Genomic DNA, 17,635 nt, shown 5'->3' with positions numbered 1-17,635 from the left:
TTGATTTCCCAAGAAAATAAGTTTATAGTAGGGCTATAACAAAAGGTTGTAAGATAGTTGTAAAATAACCACCTAGATGGTTAGTTTTTGGTGAAGAAACTTCCAGCAATGAAAAGAAGCGAAAAAACTAAAAAAGAGCCAGCCTCTGAAAAAACCCCGACGCTTACCCAGGAGCTTTTTGATTCTGTTGTCAAAAACGTCCCCGACTTCATTTTTACAGTTGACCGCAAAGGTGCAATTCAATTCATTAATCGTCTGGTCCCGAGTCTGACATACGAACAAGTACTTGGTTCAAGCTCTTTTGACTACGTGGACAAAGAATACCGACCGATCATGAAAAAGGCCTTTGCCCGAGTTTTCAAGACTGGGAAAACCCAGACTTACGAAGTTGAGGGACCAGCCTTTGAGGGGGGAAAGGCTTGGTATCGCAGTAATGTGGGTCCAATTCGAAAAGACAAAAAAATTGTTGCCCTCACGGTGGTTTCCACTGATGTTACTGAACAGAAGCGTGTTGCAGAAGAGCTACAAATCTCCCATGCGGAACTAGAAAAAAGAGTTTTTGATCGAACTGTTGATCTTCAGAAAACTAACGAAGCCTTGAGAAGAGAAATAGAAGATAGAGAGCGGATCGAAAATCACTTGGAAGAAGAGAAGAACAAAATGGATTTGATTTACAACCACACACGAGATGGATTAACTCTTTACGACAAAGAAGGGAGAGTTGTTTATACCAACCCTTCTCTCGAAAAACTTTTTGGAATAAAAACTAGCCTGGTTGGAGTCACTAGGGAGGAGATCCTTAAGCATCGGGACAAGTATTTCGCCCATTTCCAGGAAAGATCGGATGATAGCTGGGAGACGCAGAAGAAAGTCTTTTCTGGTCAAGCAGTGACCAACATCATGATTAAGGTTCATTCTCACCCTGTCAAGTACATCGAGGCAAACTATATCCCAATTGTTGACCGGGCGAAAAATGTTTTGGGAATGATCGGTAGTTTTCGAGATGTTAGCATTCTCAAAGCGCAAGCTGAAGAAATTGGCCAAAACTTACTTGAGGTTGAAAGACAAAGAAACCGTTGGGAGGCAATTTTTGAAAATGTCGAAGAAGGAATTTATATTATGGACAAGGATATGAAAATCTTAGCCATGAACGGAGCTTGTGAGTTGATGGCCGGAATTGAAGAAAAGGAAGCAATCGGCAAATACGCCTATGAAGTTTTTGGTTGCCACGATGCCCATGGACACTACTTTCCCGAATTTTCTCCAGCCAGAAAAGTTTATCAGACTCTTGAGCCAATTCCTTATGACGAGCACATTCACAGCGCTCCAGAGGGAACCGAAAGATGGGTGGGAACGTCCTACACACCAATTTTAGGTGAAAACAGAAAGGTCATTCAGTGTATTGGCGTGATTCGTGACATCACTGGTTTGAAAGAACTTGACGTCGCTAAATCAGAATTTGTTTCAATTGCCTCGCATGAATTGCGTACCCCGTTGACCGTGATCAACGGTTATTTGTCTTTAATACTAAATGGAGATTTGGGTGATCCGGCCGAAGAGGTTGCTCGTCACCAGCAATTTGAAGCGATCAGAAAAGTTTACAAGGAAACTAAGCGCTTGACTGGTCTAGTTGAAGAATTGCTAAACGTTTCCCGTATTGAGGAAGGAAGACTTAAATTGCGTTTGCGCAAAGTTAATTTGACTGAATTGATCCGTGAAGTCTTTACCGAGATGAAACCTTTGGCGGACTCACTAGCAATTGATTTGGATCTTGACTTGGACCGGGGTTCGGACGGAAAACTGGTTTTGGTGGATCGAGACAAAATGAAGCAAGTTTTGATGAATTTGATTGACAATGCAATCAAATACAATCGGGAGCACGGTAAAGTAAAAATTCGGACTCAAATTGAGACGGAAAACATAGTTACTGTGGTTGAGGACAATGGGGTCGGGATTCCCCCCTCTTTGCAAGCGAAGATTTTTGAAAAATTTCAGCAAGTTCCTGGTAGCTACATTAAAGAAAATCGCGGTACCGGTTTGGGTCTTTTCATTGTCAAATCACTAGTTGAGATGCACGGTGGTCGGCTGACTTTGGTTTCTACTCCGGGAAGCGGGAGCGTTTTTTCTTTTGGGTTGCCTGTGGTTGCGTTGCAAAGCTAATTATGCTAGACTTTTCTCACCTTTTACTCTAATGGCTGAAGAAAAAATCAAGGTTTTGCTAATTGAAGACGAGAAGGAAGTTTTGGAGCTTTACAAACTAAAGCTTACTTTGGATGACTATACAGTGTTTACCGCCGAGTCGGGTCAAGAAGGTCTAGACAAGGCGCTGAAAGAAAAACCTGATCTGATCTACCTTGACATCAAAATGCCGGAGATGGATGGCTTTGAAGTTCTCCAGCATTTACGTGCCGAAGAAGCAACAAAAGATATTCCTGTAGTTATTCTTTCCAATTTTGATGAACAAGATATGATCGAAAAGGGCCTAACTTTGGGAGCCAATGAATATTTAATAAAATCTCAATTCTCACCCGAACAAATTTCTTCTAAAGTAAAAAATTGGGTCAAAGATTGAAGGTAATGTTTCCTAAAAAATATCTGCAAAAAATTTTCCTGCCTCTATTACTAACGTTTTCACTTCTTTTCCCTTTTTTTCAACCGACTCAAGTTTTTGCTTGTGAAGGAGCCGATTGTTTTAGTACTAGCTACGATATAACTTTCAAATTTGACAGCTCCGGTCGAGCTCGGGTCAAGCAAACGGTAACTTTCAAAAACAAGACTGAAGACAATCGAATTCAGGAGTACGGCTTGACGATTGGTTCAACCCGCGTTTCAGCAGTCTCCGCCACAGACCGGGCCGGCGTTCTTGCAGTTACAACCAAAAAAAACAAAACTTCCACCACTATCAAAGCAATTGCCAAAGAAATTGTGGTTGGTTTGGGCAAAACTGCCCGGATAACAATCAATTACACTATTGACGATCTGGCTATCAAGCATGGTCTGATCTGGGAAGTTAATTTACCCAAAGTGGCCACGCCCGAGCAAGTTGATAGTTACCAACTGAGTCTGATCGTCCCGAAAAGTTTTGGGCCTCTGCACTCTATCACCCCTGATCCAGCTAGCAGCAAGGTTGACTCTTCTCAAGGAACTTACAAATTTGGTAAAGCAGATAAAGATTCCAATATCTCGGCTCTTTTTGGCTCAACCCAGCAGTTTAAGCTCAAACTAAAATACCGTCTCAAAAACAACAATCTTCTTTCCGCTCTTGGAACTATTGCTCTTCCTCCGGATACTGATCAGCAGCAAATTCTGATTTCAAGAATTTCTCCGCAACCCAAAAGACTCTATTTGGATGGGGACGGAAATTATTTGGCAGAGTATTCGATCAAAGGACGTGCTCAGCTGGAAATAGAAGTCGAGGGTTTTGCCAGACTTTCCGACCAAACCGAAAAACTACAAACAGTTCAAGCCTCTAGTGAGGCAGAACTGAAAAAGTACTTAGTGGCTCAGAAGTACTGGGAAGTTGAGAATTCGATGATCCAGAAAAAAGCTAAGGAGTTGAAAACTGCTCGTAATATCTACAACTATGTGACCTCACTGTTGAAATACAACTACCAGAGGCTCGATCAGCCAACAACGGATCGTTTCGGGGCAGTCAAGGCTTTGCAACAACCGACCAATGCAATCTGTACTGACTATACCGATCTCTTCATCGCTTTGGCACGGGCCGCGGGAATTCCAGCTCGCGAGTTAGAAGGCTATGCCTACACCGACAACACTGATACTCGTCCGATCAAAGTTGGTGGTTTGTCAGCGACAAACATTCTCCACGCCTGGCCGCAATATTACGATCAAGACGAAAAGCGCTGGATTGCAATCGACCCGACTTGGGGATCTACTACCGGGGGAGTGAACTACTTTGACAAACTTGATACCAACCACATCGTTTTTGCGATTCACGGTCTTTCCAGCCAAACTCCAATACCAGCTGGAGGCTATAAAATAACCGGAGCCGAAAACGATGATCTGGAGGTGTCTTTTGCACCCGAACCACCCCAACCAGAACCGAGACTTGAGGCTACTTTCAACCTTAACAATGTTCTGGGTGGTTTACCTTCAAGTGCCAAAGTTACGATCAAAAACCCGACCGGGCAGGCAATTTTGAGACCAAAAATTTACTTTGAAGTTCCCGGAGCAAGACTGAACTCGCCCAACACTGTTGAGGAAGAGGCTTTTTTGCCTTTCGAAAGTAAAACCTATGATATAAAACTAAACACCGGTAGTTTAATAAGCACAAAAAAGCAAAGTATTAAAGTAGCGGTTGTTGGTTTTGCTGGAAAAGAGGAAACCAGGCAGGAGTTCAACCAGACCGCCTTGGTCAAACCATTCTTTTTGTCAGTCAACCCAGTTTCTCTACTTAGTCTCCTTGGTCTTGTCTTCTTGTTCTTGATTTACCCACCTATTTTCAATAAAATTCGCTTTCCAAAAAAACTCCCCAAGCTTCAAGATCCAGAGTGATAAAATACCATCATGAAAAAGATCGGTGCTAACCGGCCCGGAGTTTACCTTTTCAAAGACAAAAAGGGTAAAGTTCTCTACGTCGGCAAAGCCGCCAACTTGAAATCAAGGTTAAACAGCTACTTTCGGGTTGGACTTGCCCCGCGCCAAGAAATTCTGATGAGAGAGGCAAAGAGTTTGGAAACAATTGAAGTTGATTCGGAAACAGAAGCTCTCATCCTTGAAGCCAATTTAATCAAGAAATACTATCCAGATTTTAACGTTCAACTCAAAGACGACAAAGACTACCTTTACTTAAAGATTGTCAAAGAAGCCTTCCCGCGAGTACTTTTGGCACGGAAAAAGGGGCTTGTTGATGCTCAAGAGTATTTTGGGCCTTACCCATCAGCGCGAAGTTTGCGCGTGGTTTTGAGAAGTCTACGGAAGGTTTTTCCCTTCCGAACCTCTTGCAAGCCAGGGCAAGGACGAGCCTGTTTCTTCTACCACCTTGGTTTGTGTCCTGGTGTTTGCACCAACCAAATCAGTGAAAAGGACTATAAAAAGAACATTAGCAAGTTAAAACTTTTTTTCGAGGGGAACAAAAATAAACTGGTTCGAGAGCTTAAGAAAGAGATGCAAACCTATTCGAGTAAGCTTGAGTACGAAAAAGCAGAGGAAACGAGGAGAAAAATCGAGGCGGTTAATTTTGTGACTCGTCCACGACGACGAATCGATGAGTATTTGGAAGCTTCTTCGATCAAGGAAATTCGCCAAAAGGAGCTGCAAGAACTGGCTCAAACTTTAGGGATGAAAACCTACTTGCGCAGAATTGAATGCTATGACATTTCCAATTTTCAAGGGTCTTTTCCGGTTGGTTCGATGGTGGTTTTAACTGATGGAGAAGTCGATCGGGGACAATACCGTCGTTTTAAGATTAAAGGTTTTTCTTCTCCCAATGATCCGGGAATGATGGGAGAAGTGATTCGGCGGCGGCTAAAAAATGAGTGGGCGAAACCAGATTTAATTATTGTCGATGGTGGCAAGACGCAACTTGGTGCAGCAAAAACAGAAATCGAGAACGCTGGTTTGGCAATACCCGTCATTGGTTTGGCCAAGCGTAATGAGGAAATTCATCTTTTTGAAACTACGCCGCTCCGTTTGCCAAAAGACTCGGGAGCTCTTTATCTCATCACCCGAATTCGTGATGAGGCTCACCGTTTTGCGATAAGTTTTTACCGCAAGCTCTCAACCAAAGCAGCCTTGCTAGAGTAGCCTTTTGGTCAATATATTTGTTAAAATCAAAGTAGAGAAATGAAAAAACTTGCTCGTAATTTGATTCTGTCAGCTTTTGCTTTCCTTTTGGTTTCGTCTTTTTACAAAGGTATTGCCTATACTGATCTCCAAACCCTTGCTTTGGCGGGAATCGTTTTTGCCGTTTTGACTCAATTCGTCAAGCCAATTCTGAAACTTCTTGCCTTGCCTTTCAATCTTTTGACTTTTGGTCTCATGAGTGTGCTCACCAACATCTTTATTCTTTACTTGGTTACTTTCTTTATTCAGGGCTTTAGTATTGTCAGCTTTAACTTTGGGGGACTTAGCGTAAGCGGTTTTATCTTGCCAGCTTTTCAGCTAACTCCGCTTTTTAGTATTTTTCTAGCCAGCTTTTTAATCGGTTTGATCGCGAGTTTGCTCCAAAGCCTTTTTAAGTGAAGAGAAGGAGTAATTGCGACAAAAACGGAGCTGTGATAGAATAGCCCTCTGATGTTGAGAACAGGTCTTTTTTTGATACAAATAGTCGTAGCCTGCTTGCTTGTTGTTGTGATCATCATGCAAAACAAAGGCAGCGGAGTCGGTAGTATTTTTGGGGGTGGTAGTGTAGTTTATCGCTCCCGACGCGGAGTTGAAAAACTTTTGCACTACGCAACGATAGTTTTGGCACTCAGCTTTGCTGTGCTTTCTTTGTCTTCCGTTTTGATTAGTTAAGTCCTGCTCTCAAAGAACTTAGTCTGATTGGTTCAATGATAAAAAAACTCAGGTTTTACTATCTTCTCCTGGTTGCTTATTCAAAAAGAAACACTAGACAAATACTACGCTTGGGTTTGTATTTGCTTTTTGTCTTTGTTTTTTTCCGACTCACCTTTTTTGGATTTTGGCAGCCCTTGGTCAACCGAACTACCGCGGCACTATCAAAAACCACTTATATCGAAGGAAAGGTTGGTTCGGTCAAGTCCTTGAACCCCATTTTTGAAGCTACTGAGGCAGAAAAAGAGATCAATCAACTCATCTTTCGGGGCTTGACCAAAATTGGCCCGAGTGGGCAGATTGAGACTGATTTGGCTGAAAACTACGAACTTTTCGGCAGTACGGACTATATTTTTAGACTCAAGAAAAACATTTATTGGCAAGACGGAAAAAAGTTCACTGCTGATGATGTCGTTTACACTATCCGCCAAGCTCAGGACCCCAATTTAGCCGCGAGTGCTAGAACTGCTTTCAAAGATGTCGGCATTGAGAAACTTGATGAGTACACGATCAAATTTACCCTCAAAGAGCCCTTTGCGCCCTTTCTTTCCCAAACAACTTTGGGAATAATTCCAGCCCACATTTCCCTGAAGAGTTACCGTCCGGTTGGTACTAGTGGGTTTAGAGTCGCTTCTTTTTCCAGAGAAAAAATCGTGCTTACCAACTCAAAAAGAGACTTGGTTTTTAAGCTCTACCCCACTGCGGAAAAGGCAATTTTAGCGCTCAAACAAGGAGAAATAAAAGCTCTCGGAGGCTTGTCCCGGAATGAGATTGAGCAGTTTAAAAATTGGCACAATTTGAAAATCTACTCGCAAACACTGCCCAGTCGGGTGGTGACAATTTTTTTCAACACCCGAGCTGAGTTTGTTTCTGACAAATTAGTACGGCAGGCGCTTGCCCAGGCAGCTCCAAAAGAAAAACTACTAAATTTTGCCAATCCAGCTTCGGAACAGGCGCAAGGGCCTTTTCCCAAAGAAAACAGTTTAGGGTTGAGACAGGCAGAGCGCTTCCCTCTTGATCTGGCCAAGGCTGCCCAAAGATTGGAAAGTAGTGGCTGGAAGAAGCAAAATTCGTTCCTAAAAAAAGCTGGTAAAACTTTGACTCTAACCCTTACTTTGCCACGCGATCCAGATTTTGAGAAAATTGCCGCTGAAATCGGCGCAATGTGGGCGAAACTAGGAATTGCCTTCCAGACAATTGAGCTTGGTAGTGAGGAACTGACGGACGCGATCAAACGGACTCAGTTTCAGGCGGTTTTGACGACCGCGGAAATTTCCGATGACCCAGATCAATACGTTCTTTGGCACTCTACCCAGATTGCTCAGGGCAATATAACCTCAATTGCTTCTCCAAAACTTGATAAGCTTCTCGAGGATGGGCGCAAATCCAATGATTTGAAGATAAGGAAGGATCGCTACACTGAGTTTGTCAGAATTCTGGCTGACGAATCTCCAGCAATTTTTCTTTACTATCCGGGCTATTCCTGGGTGGTCAACGCTCGAATCAACAATATTGAATTGAACTATTTCCAAAGCCCTGCCGACCGTTTCCAAAATGTTTCTTCTTGGAAAATTCCCAAACTTGTTATTTAGCGGCTATAGCTAGATTTATCAGCCTCAAAATAGTATAATAAGGCAACTTAATTTGCCCCAGTAGCTCAGCGGATAGAGCAGGACGGTTCTAACGTCAAGGTCGGGGGTTCGAATCCCTCCTGGGGTACCAAAACATAAGCATTATGAAAGATTTACAGAGCGACATCTTACTAGAATTACACATACCAGACTTTGAATTGGCTAAAAAGTTTTACGGCAGTCTTGGTTATGAAGTTGTTTGGGAGAAAAAACCTAATAATCGTGATGGCTACTTAGTTATGCGTTCAGGCAACAGCATTTTGAACTTTTACTGTGGGAATGAGCAAGTCTATGAACATTCCTTTTTCAAACAATTCTCCAAAGATACTCCGCGTGGCTATGGAGTGGAGATCATTATTCCGATTACAGGCATTGAAGCATTTTATGAAAAGTACAAAAGCCTTTACCCTGACAGTATTGTCGGCGAGTTATTCAAAAGATTTAGCCACCAAGACTTTAGAACTACAGACCCATTTGGTTTCTATCTTCGTTTTGTAGAACGATACAACTGGGTTGACACACGTGACAAAGATGGCAAAGTAATTATTAAAGAGAACTAACAAATTCGGTTCTAACTTCGTACAAGATGCTGTACCAGAAACGAGTTTTGTGGGCCAGTAGCTCAATTGGCAGAGCAATTGCCTCTTAAGCAATCGGTTGAAGGTTCGAGTCCTTCCTGGCTCACCAGAAAAAACTTTTATGCAATGGGTAGTGGGCTACTTGAGGCTGTGTGAGTCTCGAATTTAGTTGGGTCAGTGACTAGAGAGTTTTTGATGACCTCATCCATGGTTTCCAAAAAGATAAAATGGAGATCAGATCGGGTTTTGGCAGGGATTTCTTCTAGGTCTTTTTTATTTTTCATCGGGAGCAAAATGGTACGCAGTCCAGCCCGGTGAGCTCCGAGAACTTTTTCCTTGACACCGCCGATTTCCAAAACCTTGCCTCGGAGAGTGATCTCCCCGGTCATGCCGACTTCCTTGCGCACTGGGATTTTGGTAATAGCTGAGAGTAGGGAAGTCGCCATTGTGATACCGGCACTAGGACCGTCCTTGGGAATTGCTCCGGCCGGGACATGGAGATGGATATCAGAATTTTTGTAAAAATTCTCTTTGATTCCAAAACTGGCCGCCCGACTTTTGACATAAGAAAGAGCAGCCTGAGCTGACTCCTTCATTACTTCTCCCAAATGTCCGGTAAGGATAAGATTGCCACGACCGGGCATGAGAGTAGTTTCAACTGACAAGACCTCTCCACCAACTTCGGTCCAGGCAAGTCCTGAGGCAACACCAACTTCGTCCTTTTTTTCGGCAACCCAGGGAATAAACTTTTCCGGACCCAAAAACTCAGGCAAGTTCTTCTCAGTGATGCTAGTTCCCTTAGTTTTCCCCTCCGCTACTTGTTTGGCAACTTTGCGGCAGAGAGAGGCCAGCTCTCTTTCCATACTACGAACACCTGCTTCGCGAGTGTAGCGGGAAATAATTTTTTGTAGAGCTTCGTCGGAAATTTTGATTTGCTTTTCGCTCAAGCCGTGAGTTTCAATTTGCTTTGGGAAGAGATAGTCACGGGCAATGTGGAATTTCTCTTCTTCGGTATAGCCCGGGAATTCCAATATTTCCATTCGGTCGCGAAGAGCCGGTGGGATAGTGTCAAGGACATTGGCGGTGGTGACAAACAAAACGTTGGAAAGGTCATACGGGATCTCCAAGTAATGATCAGAGAAAGAGTTGTTTTGCTCTGGATCGAGAGCTTCAAGCAACGCAGCCGATGGGTCCCCTCGGTAGTCGAACCCAAGTTTGTCGATCTCATCCATCATAAAGACGGGGTTTTTGGTTCCGGCATCCTTAATACCTTGAATTATTCGTCCGGGGAGAGCCCCGACATAGGTACGACGGTGACCTCTGATCTCGGCTTCATCACGAATTCCACCGAGAGAAACTTTGACAAATTTACGGTTGAGGGCTTTGGCGATTGATTTACCAATCGAAGTTTTGCCGACTCCTGGAGGCCCGGAAAAACAGAGAATCGGACCCCTGATTTTCCCGGTTAACTTTTGCACGGCAAGATATTCAACGATTCTTTCTTTGACTTTCTTGAGACCATAGTGATCTTGGTTAAGAATTTTTTCAGCGGCTTTAATATTGGTTTTTTCTTGCTGCTCGATCTTCCAGGGAAGATCAACTATCCAATCAAGATAGGTTCGCACGAAAGAGACTTCCGGAGAAAATTGAGGCATTTTGCGCAGCCGGTCAAGCTCTTTCAAGGTTTTGCTCTCGACTTCTTCGGGCATACCGGCACTGTGGATCTTTTTTTCAAGATCAGCAAACTCTTCGCGCTCTTCTTTGATGCCAAGCTCTTTTTCAATTGATTTCAGCTGCTCACGCAAGAAAGCTTCCTTGGCCGTTTTGCCGATTTCCTCTGCAGTCCGGTCTTGGATCTTGCGGGCAGTTTGCAAAACAGAGAGGTCTTTAGAAAGAAGAGACTCAACTTTCTTGATGCGCTCTTTCTGATCCTTACATTCGAGGAGCGCTTGTCTTTCGTTGGCGCGTAGTTCTAGATTGTAAATAATTAAATCCAGAGTTTGGTAAGGGTTCGATAAATCAAAAAGTGAAGGCAAGCTATCAAGAGGGACTGGTTTACCAAGCGAAATCGCCTGGCGGAATTTTTCCGTCAGGGGTTTGAGCAGTTTTTCGACTTCTTCTTTGGAGATTTCTGTTTCTTCCAGCCTTTTGACTGAGACTCGAAAGTGATGCTCTTCTTGGCTGTACTTTTCAACTTCGGCCTTATATTCACCTTCAACCAGAATGTTGATCACTCCATCGGGCAACCTTTGAATTTGGGTAATTTTGGAAACAGTCCCAAGAGAGAAAAGATCATCTGCTTCCGGATCATCAAGGTCCTTGTTTTTTTGCATAACGACAAAAACTCTTTTTTGCTCAAGCAGGGCTTCCTCCAGAGCAAAAACGGACTTCTCACGTTTTAAAGAAATAGGTACCGAAGCGTGGGGAAAAATGACGACATCACGAACCGGAATCAGTGGAAATTCTTGAGACTCGTTGATCATAGTGAAAGTATATTAGCACATCAAGTCAACGAGTGCTAGGGGAGGAAAGATTGACTACTTATGGGGGGAAGTACGGGGCTCGAACCCGTGACATGCAGTTCCACAAACTGCCGCTCTACCAAACTGAGCTAACTTCCCCACAAATTCACTTCTGGCGCACCTGAAGGGACAATCTCGTTTGCTAATCGCAAAACGAACCCCTGTATATGGTACGCCCAGAGGGACTCGAACCCCCAACCTTATGTTCCGAAGACATACGCTCTATCCAGTTGAGCTATGGGCGCTAAAAGGTGCTCTAAGATCGCTAGATCGCAGGACAAGTCCTAAGGACTTGCCTATCCGTTGAGCTACAGGCGCAGGTCTAAGCTCAATTATTATACTACGCAGAGTGAAAATTATTTGGAGCGGGATAAGGGAATCGAACCCTCGCCTCCACCTTGGAAGGGTGGCATACTAGCCACTATACGAATCCCGCGCAAGATTATTTTTGGTTGGAAGCTATTATAGTCGAAAGTGAGTTTAAATTCAACGCATTTCAGGATTGTTTGGGCTGGGAGAAGTTTGGTTGATTTCGGAAAGCAAGACTCCTTCAACGATCAGACCTTTGGGTTGAAATTCGAGCTCCAGCAGCTCTTTGATTCTTTTCTCGGCATTGTGGCGCTCGGAAGTGTGCAGCTGCTGAAAAGTAAATTCAGAAACAGCAGTCCTGATACGGCTGCGGGAGACCGGACGAACAATTTTTGAAATAAAGCCTTCGCCAATGTTTTCCCACATCCCGACAACGCTTTCTTTGTTGATCCGAACGAGAATAGTTCCGTAAAGCTGCACAGAGACCCCATCAGCGGTGACGACATTAAAGGCATCGTCACCAAGGATTTCTTTGTTCTCTTCTGCATTAAAACCATCGCGAATGGTGTATTCGAGAGTCTGGGTATTAAATTTCTTTACTTTTTGGATGAAAGGAAGCTTGAAGTGTAGTCCTGGACCCCAGGTGTTTTTTAGTACTCCTCGAAAACGGTCGTAGACAGCTGCGACTTGTCCGGGATGGACGTCAACAAAAAACCCGCCCACTACTTCCTCGGTTAAAAATGAAACAACTAGTTTGTCGAACATAAATCAGCTTCTTCTTGCCAAGCGGACGGTTGTCTTCAGAGCTAAGCTAAACAAGACTGAAGTTGCAATAAAGACCGCCTTGGCGGAAGGCAATATATATAGAAGTATAAAAGTCCCGCTGGCTAAAAGCAAGGGGAACCAGCGCTCTGAGAAAGCAGTCGGGATTTCCTTTTTCTCAGCGTATTCCCAGACTTGTTCAACAAAAAGTAGTAATGCAGCGAAAGCGGAAAGCACTAGACTGGAGCGCACCAGATCAAAGCCAAAGAAAACCGAGTTGATACTTTCCGGGTGATGTACGAAAGAGTAAAGATTGTGAAAGCCTGATGGTTTCAGCCCGTACTGGATGACCTGGTAGTTGACTGCCAAAAAACCAACCTGGGCGACGATGGAGTAAATTTCAGTATAGGGGTTTATCCCTTTGGAGCGCAAAAGGTCCATGATCTTGGCGCGCTGCTCCTGTGAGCTGAGGTAGGTATCTTTTTCTATTTCTTTGATCTGCGGTTCAACCTGTTTGATGATTTCGTCGGTCCGCAAACCACGCAGGGTAAAGATGATAAAGAGGAAGCGGATCAAAATTGCCAGACCGATCATGGTCCAACCAAAGTTTGGCCCAGGAGTCACGTTGTAAATGATGACAACAAGATTGTAAACAGGTCGGTAAAGGAGTTCGTTGTAGGCTAAGCTGGCGATTTCAATCACGGTTCTTTCATTCTAACGTGCTCTGCTCTACTCGTCCAGTCTGCTAGCAAGCTCCCCGCTTGGAATAGAGAGTAAAGAAGCTTCTAGCAACTAATTCTCTATTTACAAGAGCATACAATCTGCTATACTCAACTTGAAAATCAGTTAATTAAACTGCTTTTGTATTCCAGTTTGGGTACCAAGGCTCTCTGAAGGCAGCTTCGAGAGCTTTTTTTGAGGTGGAATGGCTAAAGTCTTACTTGTAGAACCACAAAAAGAGTTGAGAGAAATGTATTCGACTCTGATTGAAAGCGCAGGGTTTGATGTTGCCACGGCGATGGACGCTCGAGAGGGTCAGGATCGCCTCCACAAAGAAAAAATCACTGCCTGTATCATCAGCTCACCAAAACAAGAAATTCTTTGGTTTCTCGGTGTAGTTCGTTCTAGCCACACCATTGCTATTTCCACTCTACCAATTCTTGTTGTCCTTGAGGATATTACCGACAACAGCGTGGATTACATCGAAGCGGGTGCCTCCAAGTGTTTGTTGAAGTTTCCCTCCTCAGGAGAAAAGCTGATCGAGCAGTTACGCAGCATTCTCAATATTCCCAAGATACAAACGACAACTAAATAAATAGACATTCTGGGTAAATTTAGGTAAAATTTGAGCTTGTATTTGCGGAGGTGGCGGAATAAGAGAAACTTGCGTTCTCGAACTTAGGATTCGTTTCACTATAATCCTGCGGTCACTTAGTGTGACCTTGGCAACACGCGAACTTTGGAAATTTTTGGGCGAGTGGCGGAATGGCAGACGCGACGGACTTAAAATCCGTTGACCGCAAGGTTGTGAGGGTTCGACTCCCTCCTCGCCCACCAAAAATTTCGCAAGAACCAAAGGTTCTTAAAATCCGCTGGCCGCAAGGCCGTGGGAATTCAACTTTTTGATAGCAAAAAGCAGTCCTGAACGAAGTGAAGGTTTACTCTCCTCGTCCGCACCAATTAAAGAGTGAATTAAGGTTTGATTGGGTGGTACATTAGTTTAATAAAGCAATTAAATCATTTTTGATTGCAACTAGATTTGGTACAAGTTTATCTTCCTTTTTTATTTCTTCCGCAGTGTACCAGCGAAAATTTGAGATTTTGTTTGGCTCAGTCAGTTTCGGCTCTCCGGAAACAATTTCACACAGAAACATAGAAACGTTGAAATCTCCTTCGGGAGAGCTTGTCACTTCAGTTTTAAAAAGTGTTCCTACCTTGATTCCGACTCCCAACTCTTCTTTGACTTCTCGTCTTGTTGCTTGCTCCAAAGATTCACTTTTCTCTTTCTTTCCGCCCGGTGGTTCGACTCGAGCAGAGCCATGTTTAGTGTTGTGAACAAGAAGAACCTTCCCTTTTTCAATTATTATCCCAGCCACCATTTCACGCATATTTTACCTACCGACATCACGGCGGGAGAAGGCAGCTATTGATAGCCCGAGAAAAATGAGAGTAAGAAAAACAAGAATACCTGCATGGGTTAGATTCAACCCATTTTGGATGATGTTATTTTGGTTGTAAAAATAAAAAAGGGAGTATCGTTGAAAGTCTTTCAGTTGCCCTACCACTGGCCCTAAAACATTTAATAAATAAGAAGCAACCACCAAAACTGAGGTGACCCCAACAGCCAATCCACGGCTCGGAGTGAGACTGGCCAAAAACAAAGAAAAAGTACCAAAAACTAGAGCAAGCAGAGCTGCGCTGAAGAGAGCCAAAACAATGTTTGCCAAGTTAAGGTCCATTTCAACAAACAAAAGCCCGATGAAGAAACCCTCCCAGGCGATGAAAGCAATTATCAGAGTTGCGATTACCATAGCAGACCACTTCTCCAGAACTAGCTTCCAGCGGGGGAGGGGTGAGGACAGAAGAATATTCATTGTTCCGGAAGCTTCTTCGTTGAGCAAGGTTCCACTAGCAAAAGTGACAGTAAAGATCATGAAAAAGAGGGGAGCCATAAAACTAAATAGTTCTGAATTTATATACCCAACTGGAGTGGCGTACTCGCCAGTTGCAAAAGCAGAGCGAAAAGCTTCTGGCAGTTTTTCGATGTAGGCTTGGAGCTCAGCAGCACTTTCTTGGATCGAAGGCCAAAGGGCGATATAAATCAAAATCAGAGCAATGAAACCAAGACTCCAAAACAAAATTGGTCGAAATTGATCCCTGAGGGTTTTCAGAAAAACATTTCGCAGCATTTAGCTTTCTCCGTAATACTTCAAGAAGATCTCTTCTAAATTTGGCTCTTGAGTCACCAAGGTAGCAACCTTGTATTTGGCGAGGGCTTGAATCAACTTTTCCATATCCCCGGGAACGGTACAAGTGAGAGTTTCACCATCGATGTTTAGGTTTTGTAAACCCAAAGAAACGAAATCCTTTTGTGCTGGTTTTTCTTTGAAATGAACTTCGATTGGGCGCAGAGCGCGCTCCTTCAAGCTTTTGACCGTCTCCAGAGCAACTAATTTTCCTTTGCGTAGGATCGCAACGCGCTCACAACTGCGCTCTACCTCTGGCAAAATGTGGGAGGAAAGGAAAACAGTTTGGCCCTTGGCTTTGGCTTCTTCCAAAAGGTGAAAGAATTCGTGTTGAGTCAGAGGGTCAAGTCCGGTGGTTGGTTCGTCAAGAATGAGCAAGTCCGGCTCATGCATGAACGCTTGGATCAAACCCAGTTTTTGTTTGTTACCGTGGGAAAGAGTTCGAATCGGCTGAGAAAGGTTCGAATTGAAGCGCTCCGCTAGCTCTTTTACTTTTTTCCAATCAACCCCACCACGCAAGGAAGCAAGAAATTTCAAAAACTCTTCGCCGGTCAGATTTTTGTAAAGTTCATACTCGCCGGGTAGATAGCCAATCCGCTGGTGAATCTTGACACTTTCTTTCTGGTGGTCAAGACCAAAAATTTCCGCTCTACCTCGGCTCGGGCGCGCAAAATCGAGAAGAACTCGAATGGTTGTTGTTTTCCCGGCTCCATTCGGACCGAGATAGCCAAAAATTTCACCCTGGGCAACCTCCAAATTGAGATCAAAGACACCACGCTCAGCGCCGAAGTCTTTGGTGAGTTCTTCAATTTTGATTGCTAGGTTCGCCATTTTTATTCAGGCAGATAGGTTTCGACTTCTTGGTGTTCGATAGAAAAATTACCCTGCTCCAACTTTACTCCCAAGGTATCATCAACAGCAAACTCTGTCATTTTATTAGCTCGAAAAAAGTTTCTTTTTACCATGGTGGCGGCATTTTGCTTGCCTTGATGTACCAGGTCAATATGTTCTGTTCCCTCTCGTTGCTCGTCAGTCCAATACTGATTGGCTCCCGCGATAGCATCCTCAGTTATGGTCACACCTTGTCTGGATAGTTGTGCTTGAAATTTTTGCAGATCAACACTGACATCACCCCTGGTATCAAAAACCGCTCCGAAGAGAACTTTCTGAGCTTTGTCGTAACCGACGTAACCCGTTGCAGGTCCTAGTACTCCAAGATCAAGCTCACCACCATTTGGAGCCTTGAGAACGACTTTTTCGCCGAGTTCCACTTCGCGCACAATTGGCTCTTGAGATTCTTCGACTCGAACAGCGTTTAGGTCGCCCGGTTTAGAAATTTCGTCTGGGTTAAAAGGAATTTCGTTCATTTCTTCTCTAGTTTACAAGAGAAAAGCATTTTCTGTCCATTTTTGGTAAAATAAGCTGATTCAACTGTCATCCTGAACGCAGTGAAGGCTCTCATAGATTCTTCGTTATCACTCAGAATGACATCTAAATTTACATCGGGGTGTAGGGTTTTTTAAAGAGCTTAAGTTAAAAAACCCTGGACCCCTCGTACTTCGGGGTGTAGATCTCAAAAGAGCTCTGCATCCCTCCTTCGTCGGGGTGTAGCTCAGTGGTAGAGCGCGCGCTTTGGGAGCGTGAGGTCGCATGTTCAATCCATGTCACCCCGACCAGATAAAAATGTAGCCTCTTTACAAAGCCTATAATCTGTAGTAGATTGTCAAACATGGCGCGAATTATTTCCGGAATTTTAGTTTTACTGATCTTGATTGGAGCGATCACGCTTGGCTTCGTTCTGTTTGGAAACAACCCTAAAGTAAAAATTATTACGATAACGAAAGAAGCAAAATTTACTCCAACTGAACTTAAAGTCGGTAACAACGAAGTCGTCAAGATCAAAAACGAAGACGATCAAAAACACACTGTTCGCAATACGGAAACCAACACCAATATTGTCACTGACCTGCAGCCCAACCGAACTTCTGGGGAGATTGTCTTTGATGACAATTCCAGAAACAATATTACTTTGGTTGGCGAAAAGTCGGTCAGCGTTGCAGTGCTCGTAGGCAATGCCCCACCGGCACCACAAGTGACTAAAAAATCGACCGAGGAGCCAAAATTGACTACCACCAAAAAAACTACTGGTTCAAAAAAACCTCTACCCAACACCGGTCCGGGCAATCTCTATCTTTACCCCCTAGCCTTAGCTTTTGGACTCGGGCTCTTTGCCTTTTCCAGAAAAATCTTTGCTGTTCAGCTCTCTCGCTACCAAGTCATTGTTGCTTCCCGAAACCTTTTTGCTCACCGGCCCGAAACTACCCTGATTAATTTTGAAGATAAAAAGTAAA

Annotated in this window: 17 protein-coding genes and 7 tRNA genes; 14 read left to right on the top strand and 10 right to left on the bottom strand. The window is 43.8% G+C overall.

Features of this window, described 5'->3' with window-relative positions; translation table 11 throughout:
• Nucleotides 1–108 precede the first annotated feature (108 nt).
• The 10 genes from Q8P13_03410 (at nt 109) to Q8P13_03365 (ending at nt 8,834) form a co-directional block, all read left to right on the top strand.
• Nucleotides 109–2,160, top strand: a complete 2,052-nt coding sequence (locus Q8P13_03410) for a PAS domain S-box protein (GenBank protein MDP2671475.1) — start codon at nt 109–111, stop codon at nt 2,158–2,160.
• Between the two features lie 31 nt (nt 2,161–2,191).
• A complete protein-coding gene (locus Q8P13_03405) occupies nt 2,192–2,572 on the top strand; it encodes a response regulator (GenBank protein MDP2671474.1) in 381 nt (126 codons plus the stop codon).
• A 5-nt stretch (nt 2,573–2,577) separates the two neighbouring features.
• Complete coding sequence (locus Q8P13_03400) at nt 2,578–4,515, top strand: transglutaminase-like domain-containing protein (GenBank protein ID MDP2671473.1); 1,938 nt, start codon at nt 2,578–2,580, stop codon at nt 4,513–4,515.
• Between the two features lie 12 nt (nt 4,516–4,527).
• Nucleotides 4,528–5,766 carry an excinuclease ABC subunit UvrC gene (locus tag Q8P13_03395; protein MDP2671472.1) on the top strand — a complete coding sequence of 413 codons (1,239 nt, stop codon included), beginning with the start codon at nt 4,528–4,530 and terminating at the stop codon, nt 5,764–5,766.
• Nucleotides 5,767–5,805: 39 nt separating this feature from the next.
• Nucleotides 5,806–6,204: a phage holin family protein gene (locus Q8P13_03390; protein ID MDP2671471.1), complete on the top strand. Its 399-nt coding sequence runs from the start codon at nt 5,806–5,808 to the stop codon at nt 6,202–6,204.
• A gap of 51 nt (nt 6,205–6,255) precedes the next feature.
• The gene (gene secG, locus Q8P13_03385; protein ID MDP2671470.1) at nt 6,256–6,477 is read left to right on the top strand and encodes a preprotein translocase subunit SecG; all 222 of its coding nucleotides are present in this window, start codon (nt 6,256–6,258) and stop codon (nt 6,475–6,477) included.
• A gap of 35 nt (nt 6,478–6,512) precedes the next feature.
• Complete coding sequence (locus Q8P13_03380; GenBank protein MDP2671469.1) at nt 6,513–8,108, top strand: ABC transporter substrate-binding protein; 1,596 nt, start codon at nt 6,513–6,515, stop codon at nt 8,106–8,108.
• Nucleotides 8,109–8,162: 54 nt separating this feature from the next.
• Nucleotides 8,163–8,238, top strand: a tRNA-Arg gene (locus Q8P13_03375).
• A 13-nt stretch (nt 8,239–8,251) separates the two neighbouring features.
• Entirely contained in the window at nt 8,252–8,707 is a 456-nt protein-coding gene (locus tag Q8P13_03370) for a hypothetical protein (protein MDP2671468.1), read from the top strand.
• 51 nt (nt 8,708–8,758) lie between these two features.
• Nucleotides 8,759–8,834: transfer RNA gene (locus Q8P13_03365), tRNA-Lys, on the top strand.
• Nucleotides 8,835–8,844: 10 nt separating this feature from the next.
• Here Q8P13_03365 and lon read toward each other — a convergent pair.
• The 6 genes from lon to Q8P13_03335 form a co-directional block, all read right to left on the bottom strand.
• Nucleotides 8,845–11,208, bottom strand: coding sequence for an endopeptidase La (lon, locus tag Q8P13_03360; protein ID MDP2671467.1), 2,364 nt, complete (start codon nt 11,206–11,208; stop codon nt 8,845–8,847).
• 61 nt (nt 11,209–11,269) lie between these two features.
• Nucleotides 11,270–11,346, bottom strand: a tRNA-His gene (locus Q8P13_03355).
• A 69-nt stretch (nt 11,347–11,415) separates the two neighbouring features.
• A tRNA-Arg gene (locus Q8P13_03350) sits at nt 11,416–11,492 on the bottom strand.
• Between the two features lie 116 nt (nt 11,493–11,608).
• Nucleotides 11,609–11,683 (bottom strand) — tRNA-Gly (locus Q8P13_03345).
• A 50-nt stretch (nt 11,684–11,733) separates the two neighbouring features.
• A complete protein-coding gene (locus Q8P13_03340) occupies nt 11,734–12,321 on the bottom strand; it encodes an SPFH domain-containing protein (protein MDP2671466.1) in 588 nt (195 codons plus the stop codon).
• A gap of 3 nt (nt 12,322–12,324) precedes the next feature.
• Nucleotides 12,325–13,020: a YidC/Oxa1 family membrane protein insertase gene (locus tag Q8P13_03335; protein MDP2671465.1), complete on the bottom strand. Its 696-nt coding sequence runs from the start codon at nt 13,018–13,020 to the stop codon at nt 12,325–12,327.
• A 223-nt stretch (nt 13,021–13,243) separates the two neighbouring features.
• On the opposite strand from Q8P13_03335, the gene Q8P13_03330 reads away from it, so the two are divergent.
• Both Q8P13_03330 and Q8P13_03325 read left to right on the top strand, forming a co-directional pair.
• Nucleotides 13,244–13,633, top strand: coding sequence for a response regulator (locus tag Q8P13_03330; protein MDP2671464.1), 390 nt, complete (start codon nt 13,244–13,246; stop codon nt 13,631–13,633).
• 156 nt (nt 13,634–13,789) lie between these two features.
• Nucleotides 13,790–13,875 (top strand) — tRNA-Leu (locus tag Q8P13_03325).
• Nucleotides 13,876–14,033: 158 nt separating this feature from the next.
• On the opposite strand, the gene Q8P13_03320 is transcribed toward Q8P13_03325, so the two are convergent.
• The 4 genes from Q8P13_03320 to Q8P13_03305 are packed head-to-tail and all read right to left on the bottom strand — an operon-like array spanning nt 14,034 to nt 16,651.
• Nucleotides 14,034–14,417: an NUDIX hydrolase gene (locus Q8P13_03320; protein MDP2671463.1), complete on the bottom strand. Its 384-nt coding sequence runs from the start codon at nt 14,415–14,417 to the stop codon at nt 14,034–14,036.
• Nucleotides 14,418–14,429: 12 nt separating this feature from the next.
• Nucleotides 14,430–15,227 (bottom strand): ABC transporter permease subunit, encoded by a 798-nt coding sequence (locus Q8P13_03315; protein ID MDP2671462.1) that lies wholly within the window; start codon nt 15,225–15,227, stop codon nt 14,430–14,432.
• Complete coding sequence (locus Q8P13_03310) at nt 15,228–16,115, bottom strand: ABC transporter ATP-binding protein (protein ID MDP2671461.1); 888 nt, start codon at nt 16,113–16,115, stop codon at nt 15,228–15,230. It lies immediately after the preceding gene.
• A 2-nt stretch (nt 16,116–16,117) separates the two neighbouring features.
• Complete coding sequence (locus tag Q8P13_03305; protein ID MDP2671460.1) at nt 16,118–16,651, bottom strand: hypothetical protein; 534 nt, start codon at nt 16,649–16,651, stop codon at nt 16,118–16,120.
• Nucleotides 16,652–16,885: 234 nt separating this feature from the next.
• Between Q8P13_03305 and Q8P13_03300 the strand changes: the two genes are divergently transcribed.
• Both Q8P13_03300 and Q8P13_03295 read left to right on the top strand, forming a co-directional pair.
• Nucleotides 16,886–16,960 (top strand) — tRNA-Pro (locus tag Q8P13_03300).
• Between the two features lie 53 nt (nt 16,961–17,013).
• The gene (locus Q8P13_03295) at nt 17,014–17,634 is read left to right on the top strand and encodes a hypothetical protein (GenBank protein ID MDP2671459.1); all 621 of its coding nucleotides are present in this window, start codon (nt 17,014–17,016) and stop codon (nt 17,632–17,634) included.
• Nucleotide 17,635: the final 1 nt, after the last annotated feature.

The sequence above is a fragment of the bacterium genome (assembly GCA_030704665.1).
GTDB lineage: Bacteria > Patescibacteriota > Microgenomatia > Woykebacterales > RBG-16-39-9b > JAUYID01.
The sequence above is the reverse complement of the archived record's forward strand: the minus strand, read 5'-3'. Positions and strand labels throughout refer to the sequence as shown.

Bases quoted from the DNA above. Each gene is read 5' to 3' on its own strand.
- Q8P13_03410 (MDP2671475.1), top strand. From the start codon at position 109: ATGAAAAGAAGCGAAAAAACTAAAAAAGAGCCAGCCTCTGAAAAAACC.
- Q8P13_03405 (MDP2671474.1), top strand. From the start codon at position 2,192: ATGGCTGAAGAAAAAATCAAGGTTTTGCTAATTGAAGACGAGAAGGAA.
- Q8P13_03400 (MDP2671473.1), top strand. From the start codon at position 2,578: ATGTTTCCTAAAAAATATCTGCAAAAAATTTTCCTGCCTCTATTACTA.
- Q8P13_03395 (MDP2671472.1), top strand. From the start codon at position 4,528: ATGAAAAAGATCGGTGCTAACCGGCCCGGAGTTTACCTTTTCAAAGAC.
- Q8P13_03390 (MDP2671471.1), top strand. From the start codon at position 5,806: ATGAAAAAACTTGCTCGTAATTTGATTCTGTCAGCTTTTGCTTTCCTT.
- secG (MDP2671470.1), top strand. From the start codon at position 6,256: ATGTTGAGAACAGGTCTTTTTTTGATACAAATAGTCGTAGCCTGCTTG.
- Q8P13_03380 (MDP2671469.1), top strand. From the start codon at position 6,513: ATGATAAAAAAACTCAGGTTTTACTATCTTCTCCTGGTTGCTTATTCA.
- Q8P13_03370 (MDP2671468.1), top strand. From the start codon at position 8,252: ATGAAAGATTTACAGAGCGACATCTTACTAGAATTACACATACCAGAC.
- lon (MDP2671467.1), bottom strand. From the start codon at position 11,208: ATGATCAACGAGTCTCAAGAATTTCCACTGATTCCGGTTCGTGATGTC.
- Q8P13_03340 (MDP2671466.1), bottom strand. From the start codon at position 12,321: ATGTTCGACAAACTAGTTGTTTCATTTTTAACCGAGGAAGTAGTGGGC.
- Q8P13_03330 (MDP2671464.1), top strand. From the start codon at position 13,244: ATGGCTAAAGTCTTACTTGTAGAACCACAAAAAGAGTTGAGAGAAATG.
- Q8P13_03320 (MDP2671463.1), bottom strand. From the start codon at position 14,417: ATGGTGGCTGGGATAATAATTGAAAAAGGGAAGGTTCTTCTTGTTCAC.
- Q8P13_03315 (MDP2671462.1), bottom strand. From the start codon at position 15,227: ATGCTGCGAAATGTTTTTCTGAAAACCCTCAGGGATCAATTTCGACCA.
- Q8P13_03310 (MDP2671461.1), bottom strand. From the start codon at position 16,115: ATGGCGAACCTAGCAATCAAAATTGAAGAACTCACCAAAGACTTCGGC.
- Q8P13_03305 (MDP2671460.1), bottom strand. From the start codon at position 16,651: ATGAACGAAATTCCTTTTAACCCAGACGAAATTTCTAAACCGGGCGAC.
- Q8P13_03295 (MDP2671459.1), top strand. From the start codon at position 17,014: ATGGCGCGAATTATTTCCGGAATTTTAGTTTTACTGATCTTGATTGGA.